This is a genomic window from Ruminococcus flavefaciens (assembly GCF_900116855.1).
GTDB classification, from domain to species: Bacteria; Bacillota; Clostridia; order Oscillospirales; family Ruminococcaceae; genus Ruminococcus; species Ruminococcus flavefaciens_R.
The window spans coordinates 271000-284907 of record NZ_UETD01000004.1 but is presented as its reverse complement, the minus strand read 5'-3'; the positions used below and the strand labels follow the sequence as shown (position 1 = coordinate 284907).

The window sequence follows — 13908 nt, the reverse complement described above, 5'->3', positions numbered from 1 at the left end:
TTTTCACTATAGGTCCGTAAAGCCCTCTCAACCAACGGAAAACCATTGTATATCACAGAAAGTTTACAATTAGAGCCCTTAGCTTGCAGCTCGCCCGGCTTTGCATATAGCATTGCCATCCAAATCATAGATTTGGGGCACTGCTTATTGGTGATGGAACGGATTATGAAGCCCCCACATAACTGATCACTCAAGCGGAACGCCGAGGCGGCTTCCCCTACAATTAAAGAGATTGACTTTGCGCGACAGGTGTGATATAATGGTAAGGTAAAATTTAAATCCAATGGAGGTATCTCAAAATGGGAATGTTTGACAAGCTTATTGCAAACCTTAAATCCAGCAAGAAAACCATCGTCTTCACTGAGGGAAGCGATCCCCGTATCCTCTCCGCTGCTGACAGACTTATCAAGGAAGACCTTATGGGCGTTATCCTCTGCGGAAACGTTGACGAGGTAAAGGCAGCTGCCAAGAACGGCGGCTTCAATATCGACGGCGCAGAGATTCTTGACCCTGCTACATATCCCGAGATGGACGCTCTCGTTGCTCAGATGTTCGAGCTCAGAAAGGGAAAGATGACTGAGGATGAGTGCCGCGCTGCTCTGGCAAAGTCCAACTACTTCGGAACAATGCTCGTAAAGGCAGGAAAGGCAGACGCTCTCCTCGGCGGTGCTACATACTCCACAGCCGATACAGTAAGACCTGCTCTCCAGATAATCAAGACCAAGAAGGGCTCAAATCTGGTAAGCTCCTCATTCATTCTCTTCAGAGAGAAGGACGGCAAGGAAGAGAAGATAGCTATGGGCGACTGCGCTATCAACCTCAGCTATGAGGATACAGTTGACAAGGAGGGCAATGTTGTTCTCACAGGTGCAAGAAAGCTGGCAGAGGTAGCTGTTGAGACTGCAAAGACAGCTGATTTCTTCGGCATCGACCCCAAGGTAGCTGTTCTCAGCTTCTCTACATACGGCTCAGGCAAGGGCGGCACAGTTCAGCTCAGCCACGACGCTGTTATCGAGGCAAGAAACATCGACCCCGATCTCGTTATCGACGGTGAGTTCCAGTTCGACGCTGCTGTTTCGGCAGAGGTTGCAAAGACAAAGTGCCCCGACTCAAAGGTAGCAGGACAGGCTAACACATTCATCTTCCCCCTCATCGAGGCAGGAAACATCGGCTACAAGATAGCTCAGAGACTTGGCGGCTACGAGGCATACGGTCCTATCCTTCAGGGACTTAACGCTCCTATCAACGACCTTTCAAGAGGCTGCAACGCTGACGAAGTTTACAAAATGGCTATCATCACAGCAGGCATGGCTTGATAAATGCGAAGCATTTATCAATGCATAATTCATAATGCATAATGCATAATTATGGTTGAGTTAAATCTTAATAAAACGGGATTATATGTAGGGGACGGCGTCCTCGACGTCCCGTAAGTAACAGTAAGATCATATTAAATCAGAAAAAAGGGACTGCGTTTTTTGCAGTCCCGTTTTTTTGCTAATGGCTAATGGCTAACGGCTGATTTGGCTTTATTCGGCGTCGGTGCTGTCCTGAGAAGGGAGTTTACATTACTCTTCCTCAGCCTTGCTGATACGCCAGCCGCTCTCGGTCTTTACGATAGTAAACTTTGTCTTATAAGTACGATTGGGGTCAATGTCTAAATCAATATGGCTTCGTGTCGTAATTATATTTCCGTTCTCGTCGAACTCGCCCTTTACTTCGTCATCTAACCACTTGTACAGCCTGTCGCTTGTGTCGCAGGTCTCTGTATTAACATAATACCCGTCATCTGTTGTAAATATCAGAGTCGTGTAGTCTATATCCTCTTCCCTTGCGCAGCCACAAGCGTCAAGGACTATCTTTCCGAGTTCTGCATCGCAGACCTCATAGCATCTTTTTTCCAGATCTTCCCATGTTGGGTATCTCGGGTCAATAACACGATAAAAGTCTCTCGTGAACTCACTTCCATCATCAGATTTAATTGTCTTGGTAACAACCGATGACCTGTCAACCTCAAGAGTTCTTCCGTGAATATCAAATAAGCACTCAATCCAATCATCTGTAAGCTCCTTGGCTATAGCGTCTGCGTCGGTGCTGTCCTCGATTGAATCATCAAGGGGCTTTTCCGTAACATCGCTTATTCGCCAGCCGTTTTCGCTGTTCACAATGGTGAATGTGGTCTCGGGGATTGGATAATCATGGACTTCGCGGAGCTCTGTCTCTACAATTGTTGCGATTATATTGCCGTTTTCATCGGTATGGACATTCATGTCATATTCGCTGGTCGATAACGGGTCTATGCCATTATCATGCAGACCTGTTTCGACGTAGTATCCGTCCTCAGTGACACAGAAAAACGGATTGCCCATAATATCTTCTGTATTCTCGGTACTAATTTCGAGTATTCTCTGTGCAAGCTCGGTATCGAGTATCTCATAACAGCGCTTTTCTATATCTGCCCATGTGGGAAATCTGGAATCGGTAACGCGATAGAACTCTCTGTCAAAGGTAACGTCGTTGTCGGGAAGTGTTATTGCCCTTGTGATAATATCAGACTTGTCAACTTCAAGGTCTCCTCCATAAAGGACGCACATAAACTCTCTGTAATCGTCAATGAGAGCCTTTGCAACAGCCTCTGTGTCGGCTTCCTCGGCTTCGGTCTGCTCCTCGGTAAGGTCTTCTGTTGTGACCTCGGTGGTCTCTGCTAAGGTTCCCACAATCTGGGTAGATGCACTCCAGCCGCTGCGGCTGATATAGTACATACTGCCGCCTATGCCTGATACAAGGAGCAAAGCCGCTGCTGCAACACTTACGCCCTTATACCACTTTGGTCTGCGGTATTTCTCAACTCCCGATACGTCAATACTGCTGTTGTCGATCTTTATATCAAACTTTCTTTTACTCATGGCGTACAGCCTCTCTTTCTGCTCGTCTCTGAGGACGGGATACTCTTTTGCGAGCCTGTCTGCTGTTCTGCTGTCGATGTCATTGAATACATCGTCTGTTCTCATTGTGATCCCTCCTCTGTGATACCTGCCGCGCTGAGTAGTTCCCTGAGCTTTTTTCTTGACCTGCTGAGCCTTTTCTGCACAGCAATATCGCTCAGTCCCACAAGTGCGGCTATCTGTCTGGTTTTCATTCCGTAGTAATAGAAGTAAACGATGATGGAAGAATCGGGCTCCCCGAGGCTTTTTATGCAGTCGAGAACTGTCTCGCGCAGAGCCGAGAGCTCCGCGGACTCATCGACTCTGATGTCGGAAGAAAGCTCTCCCACGGTCTCCGACTCCATAGATACGGTAGTATCCTTTTTTGCGGAAAGCCGCCTGAAATAGCTTACCGCAGTACGCTTTGCAATGGTGCCTATCAAGCCTTTCAGGTCTCCGTCGGCAGCTTTGTGGCTTTCGAGATAGCGGAATACCGCCGCAAAGGTATCGCTTAGACACTCGTCCGTGTCCTCGGGACTTCCGCAGCCTTTGAGCTTGTTGGCGCAAATTGCATAGACGTAGCCGCAGTATTCATCGAACAGAGCCCGTCTGCCTTCCTCGGCTGACTGCTCCATCATGCGGCTCAGCTCTTTATCTGTCATCGTTTCACTCCTTTGAATGCATTCATATATTACACTCGCTTTGCCATGAGATTTTCTGACCTGTTTACAAAAAATGATCGACCACCGATCATGATATTTATATACCAATGAGCAGAAACCGCATTCACGCGGTCTTTTTTTGAGTCCAAAGCTCCTGATATTGCTTTTTTCGGCGACTTTAAAAAATCATATTAGCGATTGTGTACTTAATCAGTTGACTTTTAACACATTTTGCTGTATAATATGTAGTATGAAGTGGCCGCTTTAAATACAATATAAAGGATTCAATTATAATGAACAACGTAATTAAAAGAGTTTCAGCATTCGTTATGGCATTCACACTTCTCGGAACCGGAACAGTCATAACAAAAAACATTTTACCTAAGTCGGATACAACTATCGTTGCAGATGCAGCAGTTCACCCTGAGTACAGTAATGGTTATACTCCCGATGATCAAGAATTCTGGTACGGTGCTCCCGTTGGCTATGAGAATTTTTATATCGGTTCATACGGTACTAAGGTCGCATGGATACAGAAGGCTATCAAATACCTTGTAGGCTACCCTATGCCGATTGACGGAAGCTATGGTAATCAGACATATCAGGCAGTTAGTTATTTCCAGAAATTGGTAAATACGCTTATGAAAAAAAGAGGATATTATCCTTTTCAGCCATTGACTGTTGATGGAGTTTATGGTCCTAATACCCACTTTGCTATGAAGGAAATGTTAAAGAACGGCGATAAATTTGGCATTCAGCACTGCGGCTGGTAATTAACAAATTAACAAAACAACAACTCCCCTCACATGAGGGGAGTTTTCTTATTTCAGACATATGCAGCAAACTAAAGCTGCTCAATGGCGGCGCTGCTTTTCAGCCTCTCTGAGCATTTCCGCGACCTCCTCGACGCTGCATCGGTAGTCACCGTCACCGCTGCGCCTGTAGGTGCCTGTGTATGGACTGCCGCCTATGTAAATGGGTTCCTCGCCCTTTTTCACACGGGGAACATTGATAACGATGATGTGCTTGCCCTCTGTTTCGACGATACGGACGTCATTTTCGGTGAGGATATTGCGGCTCACCTTTCTGCGGTCGTTCATAATGTCCCAGAAGTCGCTGATGAGCCACTGAGGGTCTGGCAGGTCAACAGGGTGAAGTGACCTGTCGGGGAACTCCTCCACGCCGAGGAGTATGATACCGCCGAGGGTATTTGCAAATGCGGAGTATGTCTCCCACAGACTAATGGGAAGTCCGCCTGTTGCCTTTTTGGCTTCTATGCGGTTATTCTCCTTATACTTTTCGATATTGTCAATATCTATCATGCGACTCTCCCCCCTCGCGTGAGTGCTTAGTTATTAGTGCTTAGTAAATAACGAAAAGTGAACAGCAAACAGCACTGCAAAGCACTATTCACTATTCACTGATGACTTCGCCGAAAAACGGCTCAGCTCTGATTTGCTGTACCTGCTATCCCGAAAGTGCCGTAAGCGATGCACAACTATCATTCCCGATAACGGTAAGCGAGCCTGCGAGCGACAACGTGGTTTGCCCGCGGGGGCTCCCCGCTGTATGACTGTGACAGAAACAATAAAAGTGCTGTAAGCGATGTACAACTATCATTTCCGATAACGGTAAGCGAGCCTGCGAGCGCCCCCGTGGTCGGGAGCACAGGCTCTGTGCTGGTACGCCTGACTGGAATCGAACCAGCGCACACGGCGTCGGAGGCCGATGCTCTATCCCCTGAGCTACAGGCGCATATCAATAAAATTACATACAACAATATAATTATAGCAAAAACTCTTGAAATTTGCAAGCATTTATGATATAATTATAAAAAATAAATTAGGAGGGAACGTTTTGGGGGACTACATTTATCTGATAGTTGCACAGACAGGTACAAGACCCGCACGATTCTTCAAATTTCTAACAAAAAAACCGTATAATCATGTTTCTCTTTCGGGAGATATACAGCTTTCGGAGATGTACAGCTTCTGCCGTACATACCGACCGTTTCCACTTCCTGCTACCTTCAACAAGGAAATAGTGGGTCAGGGTACCCTCGGGCAGTACCACAATATACCCTGCGAGATATACCGCATAAGCGTAACTCCCGAGCAGAAGGAAGCCTATAACAAAATAATCAATCACTTCTCCGAGCACAGGAAGATATATTCCTACAACCTACTCGGACTCCTCGCCGTTTACTTCAATATCGAGTGGAAGCGCGAGAGGAGCTTCGTCTGTTCGCAGTTCGTAGCCTACACCATGGACAAAATAGGCATTCATCTCGACAAGGCTTTCTCACTGTATAAGCCCGACGATTTCCGCAGCTTCCCCGGGGCTGACCTTATCTATACGGGCGAGCTGAACACCTTCTACTACGCAAGACAGTCCAAGCTATATACATAACGACACCACATATGCCGCAAGCCTCAAATCATCCGGCGAGAGCAGATAGGCTCCGCAGTAGAGCTTGCTGTGGGGGGCTATGTCCGATATGCTGAACTCGGCACTGTGACCGAGTATATCCACAGTTGCCCTCTCGTCCTCCACCACCATCTGAGCAGGGACCATGTACTCTCCCCTCATGTGATTGCAGGAATTGGCATAAGAATATATGAACATCCACGAGCCGCCGCTCAGCAGCAGATACATGAAAACTGCTCTGAGGACGGTTATTTTCTTTTTTCTGTGCATATTATCTTCCTTTCATGGAATTGAGCAGCTCCCCCAGCGACCTGCCGAAAAGCTGTCCTGCGTACTGAGACTGCTCCAGAGTATTTCCGTGGGAGCCCACCTCGATGAGCAGGCTGCCGTTGGTGAGGTCCTGATTATAGTGTCTGTAATCGAACAGGATAGGTCGGGTAAAGCCCTCATAGTCGGACTCCAGCTTCTGCTGGAGGGTGCAGGCAAAGTGAAAATTCTGCATATAATCGGGCATACCGAGGGTACCGTCGTCGCAGCCCGATATTATCATTATCTGCGAAGCCTCTCTGCCGCTGACCTCAACAAATGGCTGATAGGCGTAGCCCTCTCCTGCAATGGCGTCCCTGTGTATGTCCAGCACCACCTTTATGCTGGGGTACTTCTCCAGAATGGGCGTGATAGTCTCGCGGCTCCGCGCGTATGAGCCGTTATAGGAGGGATAGTCGTGTATCTCCCTTGCGTGGATAACGCCTATGCCCTGAGCTTCAAGCTCCGCCTGAATTGCGTCCCCCACCATTACCACGTTCTTGGTATCGTCGGTGGTGCGGTAGTTGAAGCTGCTGTCATAGTGCTCCCTGACGTATGGCTCGAAGCTCTCGGTGGTATGGGTATGGTAGAGGAGCACAAGGGGCTCATCTGTATCCTCCACGGTGAAATTTGGCAGGCAGGCGCTTTCGCGGATAAGCTCCTCGTTGGGGATATCGGTCTTGTTATTGACCTGTCCTCCGCCCTCAAGGTCGAAGAATGCGCTGCTGCTGTACCGCCCGTAGGTTGTGCGGACTATCTCCCCCTCACCCGTTTCCCAGTGTGTGGGGTATGGCTTTGCACCTGCATCAGCCGAGGTCATATCCTGCGGAGAGGGCAGCCTGAGAAGCTCCCTGCTGCCGCTCTCATCCTCGATACCGTAGCCCTCCGACAGCATTACGCTCTCGTCGGGAAGCTCCGTGAAGGTCAGCTTGCTCTCCTTTTTAGCCGCCTTTACGGGAGCCGCCGCCCCCTCGGTACTCTGCGTCACCGCTCTGCCCTCACCCGTAACAGCCCTGCTCACATAAGCCGCTCCCCTTGCACCTGCCGCCACAAAAAGGGGCAGTATCACCGCCGCCGTGCATTTCATAAGTCCTCTCAGCTTTCTGCGTCTATGGCGCGTCATAAATACTCACCTCACAAGTAATTCCTCTGAAATAAGTATATTAGCCTTATACGGGAAGTATGTCCCCGTTTTATCGTCATTCTTCCGCATTTTTCAGCATATTATTCAGTGAGGTGATACCATGTTCAGATGTTTCCGCCTGAAAAGGCTTATTGCAGCAGTCTCAGCCCTCCTTGTGCTTCTGGGGGCAGGCTTTGCCCTTATCCCCACCTTTGCGGACAACTCCGCGGAAGCTCCCGTGTCTCTGCCCGTCATCATGTACCACAGCGTATGCGAGAAGGAGCCCTCCCCCTACACCGTCACTCCCCGACAGCTTGAAAGCGACCTTTCATGGCTCAGTGACAATGGCTTTGAGAGCGTCACCGCCGAGCAGCTCATCAGCTACACAAGGGGCGTGGGGAAGCTCCCCGAAAAGCCTGTGCTCATAACCTTTGACGACGGCTTTTACAACAATCTCTCCCTTGCCCTGCCCCTGCTGGAGAAGTACGATATGACCGCCGTTGTATCTATTGTTGGCAGGTACACCGATGATTATGCAGCCGCCGACCCTCACGCCGACAGCTACTCATATCTCACATGGGAGGACGTTTCGGAGCTTCTCTCCTCGGGACGCATAGAGATAGGCAGCCACACCTACGACCTGCACTCGGGCAATGTCAGAAAGGGCTGTGCAAGGCTCCCCGACGAGACCGTGGAGGACTACTCCGCCATGCTCTCCGCAGATGTGGGGCTCCTCCGCACGGAGCTTCAGCTGAACTGCGGAGTCTCCCCTGTTGTATTCGCCTATCCTTTCGGCTCGCTCTGCCCCGAAAGCCTTCCCGTGCTCCGTGACAGCGGCATACTCATGACCCTGACCTGCCGCGAGGGCATGAACCTCATCACCCGTGACCCCGACTGCCTTTACGGCATATTCCGCTATAACCGCAGCGGACTTCTCTCCACCGAGGACTTCATGGAGCGCCTGACAGAATAAAAAAGCCCCCGTGCGCCGTTCTGAGCGCTCGGGGACTTGTCATGTCATATTATACTAAAAGTGCAGGCTGAAAGCCAAGTGCAAGGTCTGTGGAGCTTTTTCCCGTTGAATAGCTTCCCGAGCCGTTACCCTCTGCCTTGCGCTGCTTGATGAACTGGTCGAAGAAATCGTCGAAGTCCTCGAAACCGCTGTCCTTCCATATCTTGTCGTACTTGGAGGAACGATACTTGTCGTACCTGTCGGGGATAGTGCCGTCTCTTTCGTAGTCCTCGATGATCTGCTCCTCATTCTCGGCGAAGTAAACGAAATCGGACCATACTCCGTCGGAGAAGAAACGGTAGACCATAACGCCGCGGTAAGCAAACAGTGCGCCGCTGATAAGGGCTATAATGAGACCGATGATGGCGAATGCAGTTCCCTTTCTCTTTTTCACAAGTGAGATTATGGAGAAGATAAGACACAGGGGAACTGTAATGATACTGAGCATGGTGCAGCAAAGCAGCAGGTTCACCAGTGAAAGCACGAATGATGCTATGGCGAGACCAGCTCCGCCCCTCTGCTCGGGCTCATAATCGCTGTTATAGCCGAAGTTCTGACCGTTGTTGTAGCCGTTGCTGCCGTATCCATTGTTGTTGTAACCATTGCTGTTGTAACCATTGCTGCCATAGCCATTGTTGTTGTAACCGCTGCCGTAACCGTTATTGTTATAGCCGCCGTTGTTGTAGCCGTTGCCGTTGTTGTTTCCGTAGAAATCATCCATAGTTTTTCAGCTCCTTTTAAAGACTTGTCTGCCAGTTCCAGTTGCGTACCTCAAGCTCGTCCAGATTATAGGGAGTTTTCTGGTATACGCAATAGTTCAGCCAGTTTGAGAACATAAGATTTGCCGTGCATCTCCATGAGAAAACGGGAACATTGTCGGGGTTGTCCCCGGGGAAATAATTATAGGGCAGCTGTATGTCGATACCCTTTTCAAGGTCGCGTCTGTACTCGTTGGCGATGGTGTCCCTGTCGTACTCGGAGTGTCCCGTGATGAAGTACTGTCTGCCGTTTTTGTTAGCGACGATGTGTACTCCCGCGATATCCGATGAGGTAAGTATCTCCAGCTGAGGGATACGCTCGATATCCTCTCTGCGGACCTCCGTGTTCCTTGAATGGGGCACATAGAAGATATCGTCAAAGCCCCTGAGGAGCTGACAGTTGCTGACCTCCGCCCTGTGAGGGAAGATGCCGAACATCTTATGGTCAAGTGTGTATTTGGGTATTCCGTAGTGATAATAAAGACCTGCCTGTGCAGCCCAGCAGATATACAGTGTGGAAAAGACGTGGGTCTTTGACCACTCCATAATGCTGCATATCTCCTTCCAGTAGTCCACCTGCTCGAATTCCAGAAGCTCAACGGGAGCGCCTGTGATTATCATGCCGTCATAGCGGTAATCGGCTATCTCGTCGAAGGTCTTGTAGAAGGAATCAAGGTGGGTCGAGGAGGTGTTCTTTGACACATGGGAAGCCATCTGGAGCAGCTCCACATCCACCTGTAAGGGCGTGTTACTGAGGAGCCTCATGAGCTGGCTCTCGGTCTCTATTTTTTTAGGCATTATATTGAGAATAATCACCTTCAGCGGACGGATGTCCTGATGCTCCGCTCTCTCCTTTGACATAACGAAGATGTTCTCCTCGCCGAGAGTCTTGAATGCAGGGAGCTCTGAAGAAATCCTGATGGGCACTCAAATCTATCCTTTCTTTTCATCTTTCTTGCTCTTGCAGCTCTGACAGCCGTTCATGAAGCTTTCAAGGTCGCCGCACTGTCTGCTGTCGCCGCTTAAAAATCTTAGCTTTCTGAGGGTCTCGAATTTGCTTTCGTCCTCTATCTGAAACAGCATATGGTTTATGCCTTTCAGCACGCTCTTGAGCATGACGGAGCGTACAAGCCCGTCACAGAGCATCATATCTCCGCAGTCGTCGTAGTCATAGACCACAGTTCTTTCGCTGCCGTAGGAATAAGCGATATAGCCGATGACCTCGCCCCTGTCAAGGGCTTCCGTGATATGGAGCTGACTGCTTCCCGCAGCCTTTACAAGGCTCTCATAGCCGACGGTATCGAATCTTTCCTGAATTTCCAGCATATCACTTCTCCTTGCCAATGGCATTTCTGATGGCGCGGAGCTCCTCGGCGGTCAGGTCGCGGTAAGTGCCGGGCTTGAGCATACCCAGCTTCAGGGGACCTATGCTTATGCGGCGGAGCCTTGCGACCTCCAGTCCCACAGCCTCGCACATCTTTCTTATCTGGCGGTTCCTGCCCTCCTTGATGGTCATGAGGAGCACCACTCTGCCCTCAGCCTTGTCCTTTACGACTACGGTGGCAGGGAGAGTTTTCCTGCCGTCTATCTCAACGCCCTCTGAGAGCCTTACCAGCTGCTCGTCGGTGATGTCGGGACGCACCGTAACGCGGTAGGTCTTGGAGATATGGCGGCTGGGGTGCATGATGCTGTTGGCGAACTCGCCGTCGTTGGTAAAGAGAAGAAGTCCCTCCGAGTTCCTGTCAAGGCGTCCTACGGGGTATACTCTCTCCTCCACATCGGTAAGGAGGTCCATGACGCAGCGCCTGTCCAGCTCATCGGAAACGGTGGTAACATAGCCTCTGGGCTTGTTCATCATCAGGTAGACGAAGCTGCGCTTCTTGGGCATATATATCCTCTCGCCGTCAACGGTGATCAGGTCCTTGAAGCCGCACTTATCGCCCAGCTTGACAGGGCGGCCGTTGAGCTTTACCCTGCCCTGTGTTATGAGCTCCTCAGCCTTTCGGCGGGAGCATACGCCGCAGTCGGCGATCATTTTCTGAATTCTTATTTTTTCCAAAGTTATCCTATCCTTAATGGGAGAAAAAGCTCCCGATCTTATCCATTATTTTCTGAAAAAGGCTTTTGTTTCGCGGCTTCACAGCCTTTGCGGACACATTCTCCGCCGCGAAAAGGTCCACCCTTTCCACCTCTCTGCCGAGGAAGCTCACCGACAGGCTCCCCACCTTATCCCCCTCATTTACGGGAGCATACAGGAAAGGACTGCTCATCACCGTAAAGGTGAAGTCCTCCTCACTTCCTGCGAGGGTGGTGACCGAGACAGTGTCCTTTTCGGGAACTATCCTGAGCCTTTCGGCGTTTCCGCCCACAATATCCGCGGAGATATCCTGCGGAAGGCATATTTCCGCAAGCCTTACATTTTCAAAGCTGCTGTCATACAGCGCCATATGGTCGTTCCAGTCATTGCTGTCGCTGAGGGTCACGCAGATGAGGTCCTTGCCCTCTCTTTCGCAGGCAGACACCAGACAGCGTCCCGCCTCGTCGGTAAAGCCCGTCTTAACGCCGTAAACTCCGTCGTACATACCGAGGAGCTTATTGGTGTTCCTCAGCCACCTGTCATAGGGCGGCGAGCCGAACTTCACCTTCATGCTGCTCTGTGAGCATATACTGCGGAAAATATCGTTCCTCAGCGCCTCACGGGCAAGGAGCGCCATATCAGCCGCCGAGGAGCCGTGCCCCTCTCCCTCAAGCCCCGAGGGCGTGACGAAATATGTCCTTGAAAGTCCCATTTGTCGGGCGCGGTCGTTCATCATTTCCGCGAAAGCCTCAATGCTGCCTGCTATCCTTACGGCAGCAGCATTGGCAGCGTCATTCCCCGAGGGAAGCAGCATACCGCAGCACAGTGCGTACTTTGTGACAGTGTCACCCTCCTGCAAGCCCATAGACGAGCCCTCCACCTTAATGGCATCGCTGTCCACGGTGAACTCCTCATAGAGTCCGCCGCTTTCGAGACAAAGCAGGGTCGTCATTATCTTGGTGGTGCTTGCCATGGGAAGCTTCTCGGAAGCATTGACCCCGTGGACTATCTCACCTGTGTCGGCAGATATGACCACAGCAGCCCTTGCGGATACCTGTGGATATTCGGCTCCGAGAGCACCTGACGGACAGACCGCAGCAGCAGCGATCACCGCTGCCGCAGATATAGAAACGAGCCATTTCATGGGCGCACCTCCGTATATTGATATACTAAAGGTTATGCCCGCGGCTTATTATTTATTCTCAGTTAAGGGGAACAGACTCGTCTGTGATACCGCCTGCGGCAGTGTCGTCGGAGTTTCCCTTTCTCTTGCTGATAAATCCGCTGACCTTGTCGATGATGCCTGGCATCTTCTCGATAGCAGCGCTGATGGGATCGCTGGAGCCCTCCATTGTCACCATCTTTGCGGAACCGTCGGGAGAGATAACGAGGAAGCCCTCGGGCTTGATGGAAACTCCTGCTCCTGCTCCGCCTCCGAAGAGGTCCTTGTCATACTTTGAGGGCAGGTCCGAACCGCCCGAAGCGAAGCCGTAGCTCACCTTTGATACGGGAATGATGGTAGTTCCGTCGGGAAGCTTGATAGGCTCACCGATAATTGCGTTTACGTCAGCCATCTCCTTGATCTTTTCAATGGAAATCCCCAAGAGATCGCTTACTGGTGTGTTGTTTGCACTCATGATTTATACCTCACTTCTGCCTTGCGGCGGATTTTTTCAATTTGCGTTTTCTCAGCTTTCCGGGAATGAAAGTCCTGAAAATATATGTCATCAGGAACCATGCTCCTGCAATGACCACTGTACCGAGACGGAAGGAAAGCTTTCCTGCGGCGTCCCAGCGTCCTTTTGACACGCCGAACTGCGGCTGAACGTCGATAGTTTTCAGCCTTACGGTAAAGAGCTGGCTGAAAAATGCTATGCCGTTGTACACCAGAGCGGAGTACTTGCCGTACTTCATGGCGCAGTCATAGGCGTCCTCGTCGGCGATAACGAAATCGATATACAGGTCCTTCAGCTTGAAGCCCTTGAATATCTTCAGCAGGGGGCGCTGAGCGCTCTCCCAGATGCCGACTATGAACTCTATCTTGTCGCTGACGGACTTTTTGTCCTCGTACTGAGACTTGTCAGCGCTGTCATCATCTTCATCGAAGGGATCGTCGTCAAAGTCCTCGTCCTTCTTCTTTTTCTTCTTTTTGTCCTTTTTCTTCTCGGGAGCCTCCTCCTCGCCGGCTTCCTCCGAAAAGCTGTCGGTATGGTCTGTTTCCTCAGCCGCGGAAGCTGTACTTTCCTGTGAAGCAGTCTCCGCAGGGAGCATATCCGCCTCGGGATCGTTTACGGGAATGTCGTCAAGCTCCTTTTCCCACTCATACTCGTCCCGTTCCTTCTTCTTTTTGCGGGACTTCTTCTCCTTGACGGGCTTTTCCTTTTTCGGCTTCTTTGGCTTGTCCTTTTTGCTTGCCTTCCGCTTTTTCCACCAGTTGTAAAGACCGCCGCCGTCGGAGTCCATGATATTGATTATCCACAGCTTGACTTTATAGCTGAATTTGCCGTCGATGTAGCTTAGCTCGCCTCCCGCAGGAGTGATGAGCACAAGTAGTATGATGCCTAAAACGGCAAGAAGTATATATAGCAGTATTTTCAGTACGATCAATCCTGCGGCTCC

General features: G+C 50.4%; 16 protein-coding genes and 1 tRNA gene. 4 read left to right on the top strand and 13 right to left on the bottom strand.

Going from position 1 to position 13908, the window contains the following annotated elements; genetic code table 11:
- Positions 1-299 precede the first annotated feature (299 nt).
- A complete protein-coding gene (gene pta, locus DSZ37_RS05480) occupies positions 300-1316 on the top strand; it encodes a phosphate acetyltransferase (protein ID WP_109725936.1) in 1017 nt (338 codons plus the stop codon).
- Between the two features lie 252 nt (positions 1317-1568).
- Here pta and DSZ37_RS05475 read toward each other — a convergent pair whose 3' ends face one another.
- Together DSZ37_RS05475 and DSZ37_RS05470 are read right to left on the bottom strand one after the other, a co-directional pair.
- Positions 1569-3011, bottom strand: coding sequence for a hypothetical protein (locus tag DSZ37_RS05475; RefSeq protein ID WP_109725935.1), 1443 nt, complete (start codon positions 3009-3011; stop codon positions 1569-1571).
- Complete coding sequence (locus tag DSZ37_RS05470) at positions 3008-3586, bottom strand: RNA polymerase sigma factor (RefSeq protein WP_109725934.1); 579 nt, start codon at positions 3584-3586, stop codon at positions 3008-3010. Before DSZ37_RS05470 ends, DSZ37_RS05475 begins: the two co-directional genes overlap by 4 nt.
- Positions 3587-3879: 293 nt before the next feature.
- Here DSZ37_RS05470 and DSZ37_RS05465 point away from each other — a divergent pair, with 293 nt between their 5' ends.
- Entirely contained in the window at positions 3880-4359 is a 480-nt protein-coding gene (locus DSZ37_RS05465; RefSeq protein WP_109725933.1) for a peptidoglycan-binding domain-containing protein, read from the top strand.
- 81 nt (positions 4360-4440) lie between these two features.
- Here the strand turns inward: DSZ37_RS05465 and DSZ37_RS05460 are convergent, their stop codons facing one another.
- Together DSZ37_RS05460 and DSZ37_RS05455 are read right to left on the bottom strand one after the other, a co-directional pair.
- Positions 4441-4908 (bottom strand): AlbA family DNA-binding domain-containing protein, encoded by a 468-nt coding sequence (locus DSZ37_RS05460; protein WP_109725932.1) that lies wholly within the window; start codon positions 4906-4908, stop codon positions 4441-4443.
- A 358-nt stretch (positions 4909-5266) separates the two neighbouring features.
- Positions 5267-5341, bottom strand: a tRNA-Arg gene (locus DSZ37_RS05455).
- A gap of 102 nt (positions 5342-5443) precedes the next feature.
- On the opposite strand from DSZ37_RS05455, the gene DSZ37_RS05450 reads away from it, so the two are divergent.
- The gene (locus DSZ37_RS05450; RefSeq protein ID WP_109725931.1) at positions 5444-5995 is read left to right on the top strand and encodes a hypothetical protein; all 552 of its coding nucleotides are present in this window, start codon (positions 5444-5446) and stop codon (positions 5993-5995) included.
- On the opposite strand, the gene DSZ37_RS05445 is transcribed toward DSZ37_RS05450, so the two are convergent.
- On the bottom strand, positions 5984-6283 hold the full coding sequence (locus tag DSZ37_RS05445) for a hypothetical protein (RefSeq protein WP_109725930.1): 300 nt from the start codon (positions 6281-6283) through the stop codon (positions 5984-5986). The two genes, DSZ37_RS05450 and DSZ37_RS05445, sit on opposite strands and share 12 nt — an antisense overlap.
- 1 nt (position 6284) lies before the next feature.
- Entirely contained in the window at positions 6285-7442 is a 1158-nt protein-coding gene (spoIIP, locus tag DSZ37_RS05440; RefSeq protein ID WP_109725929.1) for a stage II sporulation protein P, read from the bottom strand.
- 121 nt (positions 7443-7563) lie between these two features.
- On the opposite strand from spoIIP, the gene DSZ37_RS05435 reads away from it, so the two are divergent.
- Positions 7564-8415, top strand: coding sequence for a polysaccharide deacetylase family protein (locus tag DSZ37_RS05435; protein ID WP_109725928.1), 852 nt, complete (start codon positions 7564-7566; stop codon positions 8413-8415).
- A gap of 49 nt (positions 8416-8464) precedes the next feature.
- On the opposite strand, the gene DSZ37_RS05430 is transcribed toward DSZ37_RS05435, so the two are convergent.
- From DSZ37_RS05430 to DSZ37_RS05400, 7 genes are read right to left on the bottom strand one after another with little or no spacing between them, the layout of a single operon-like run.
- The gene (locus tag DSZ37_RS05430) at positions 8465-9175 is read right to left on the bottom strand and encodes a hypothetical protein (protein ID WP_109725927.1); all 711 of its coding nucleotides are present in this window, start codon (positions 9173-9175) and stop codon (positions 8465-8467) included.
- 16 nt (positions 9176-9191) lie between these two features.
- Entirely contained in the window at positions 9192-10139 is a 948-nt protein-coding gene (gene metA / locus DSZ37_RS05425) for a homoserine O-acetyltransferase MetA (protein ID WP_109725926.1), read from the bottom strand.
- A 6-nt stretch (positions 10140-10145) separates the two neighbouring features.
- The gene (locus DSZ37_RS05420; protein WP_109725925.1) at positions 10146-10538 is read right to left on the bottom strand and encodes a hypothetical protein; all 393 of its coding nucleotides are present in this window, start codon (positions 10536-10538) and stop codon (positions 10146-10148) included.
- A 1-nt stretch (position 10539) separates the two neighbouring features.
- Positions 10540-11271, bottom strand: coding sequence for a pseudouridine synthase (locus DSZ37_RS05415; protein WP_109725924.1), 732 nt, complete (start codon positions 11269-11271; stop codon positions 10540-10542).
- Between the two features lie 13 nt (positions 11272-11284).
- Positions 11285-12433, bottom strand: a complete 1149-nt coding sequence (locus DSZ37_RS05410) for a D-alanyl-D-alanine carboxypeptidase family protein (protein WP_109725923.1) — start codon at positions 12431-12433, stop codon at positions 11285-11287.
- A gap of 58 nt (positions 12434-12491) precedes the next feature.
- On the bottom strand, positions 12492-12926 hold the full coding sequence (locus tag DSZ37_RS05405) for a GerW family sporulation protein (protein ID WP_109725922.1): 435 nt from the start codon (positions 12924-12926) through the stop codon (positions 12492-12494).
- Positions 12927-12936: 10 nt separating this feature from the next.
- The gene (locus DSZ37_RS05400; protein ID WP_109725921.1) at positions 12937-13896 is read right to left on the bottom strand and encodes a hypothetical protein; all 960 of its coding nucleotides are present in this window, start codon (positions 13894-13896) and stop codon (positions 12937-12939) included.
- Positions 13897-13908 lie beyond the last annotated feature (12 nt).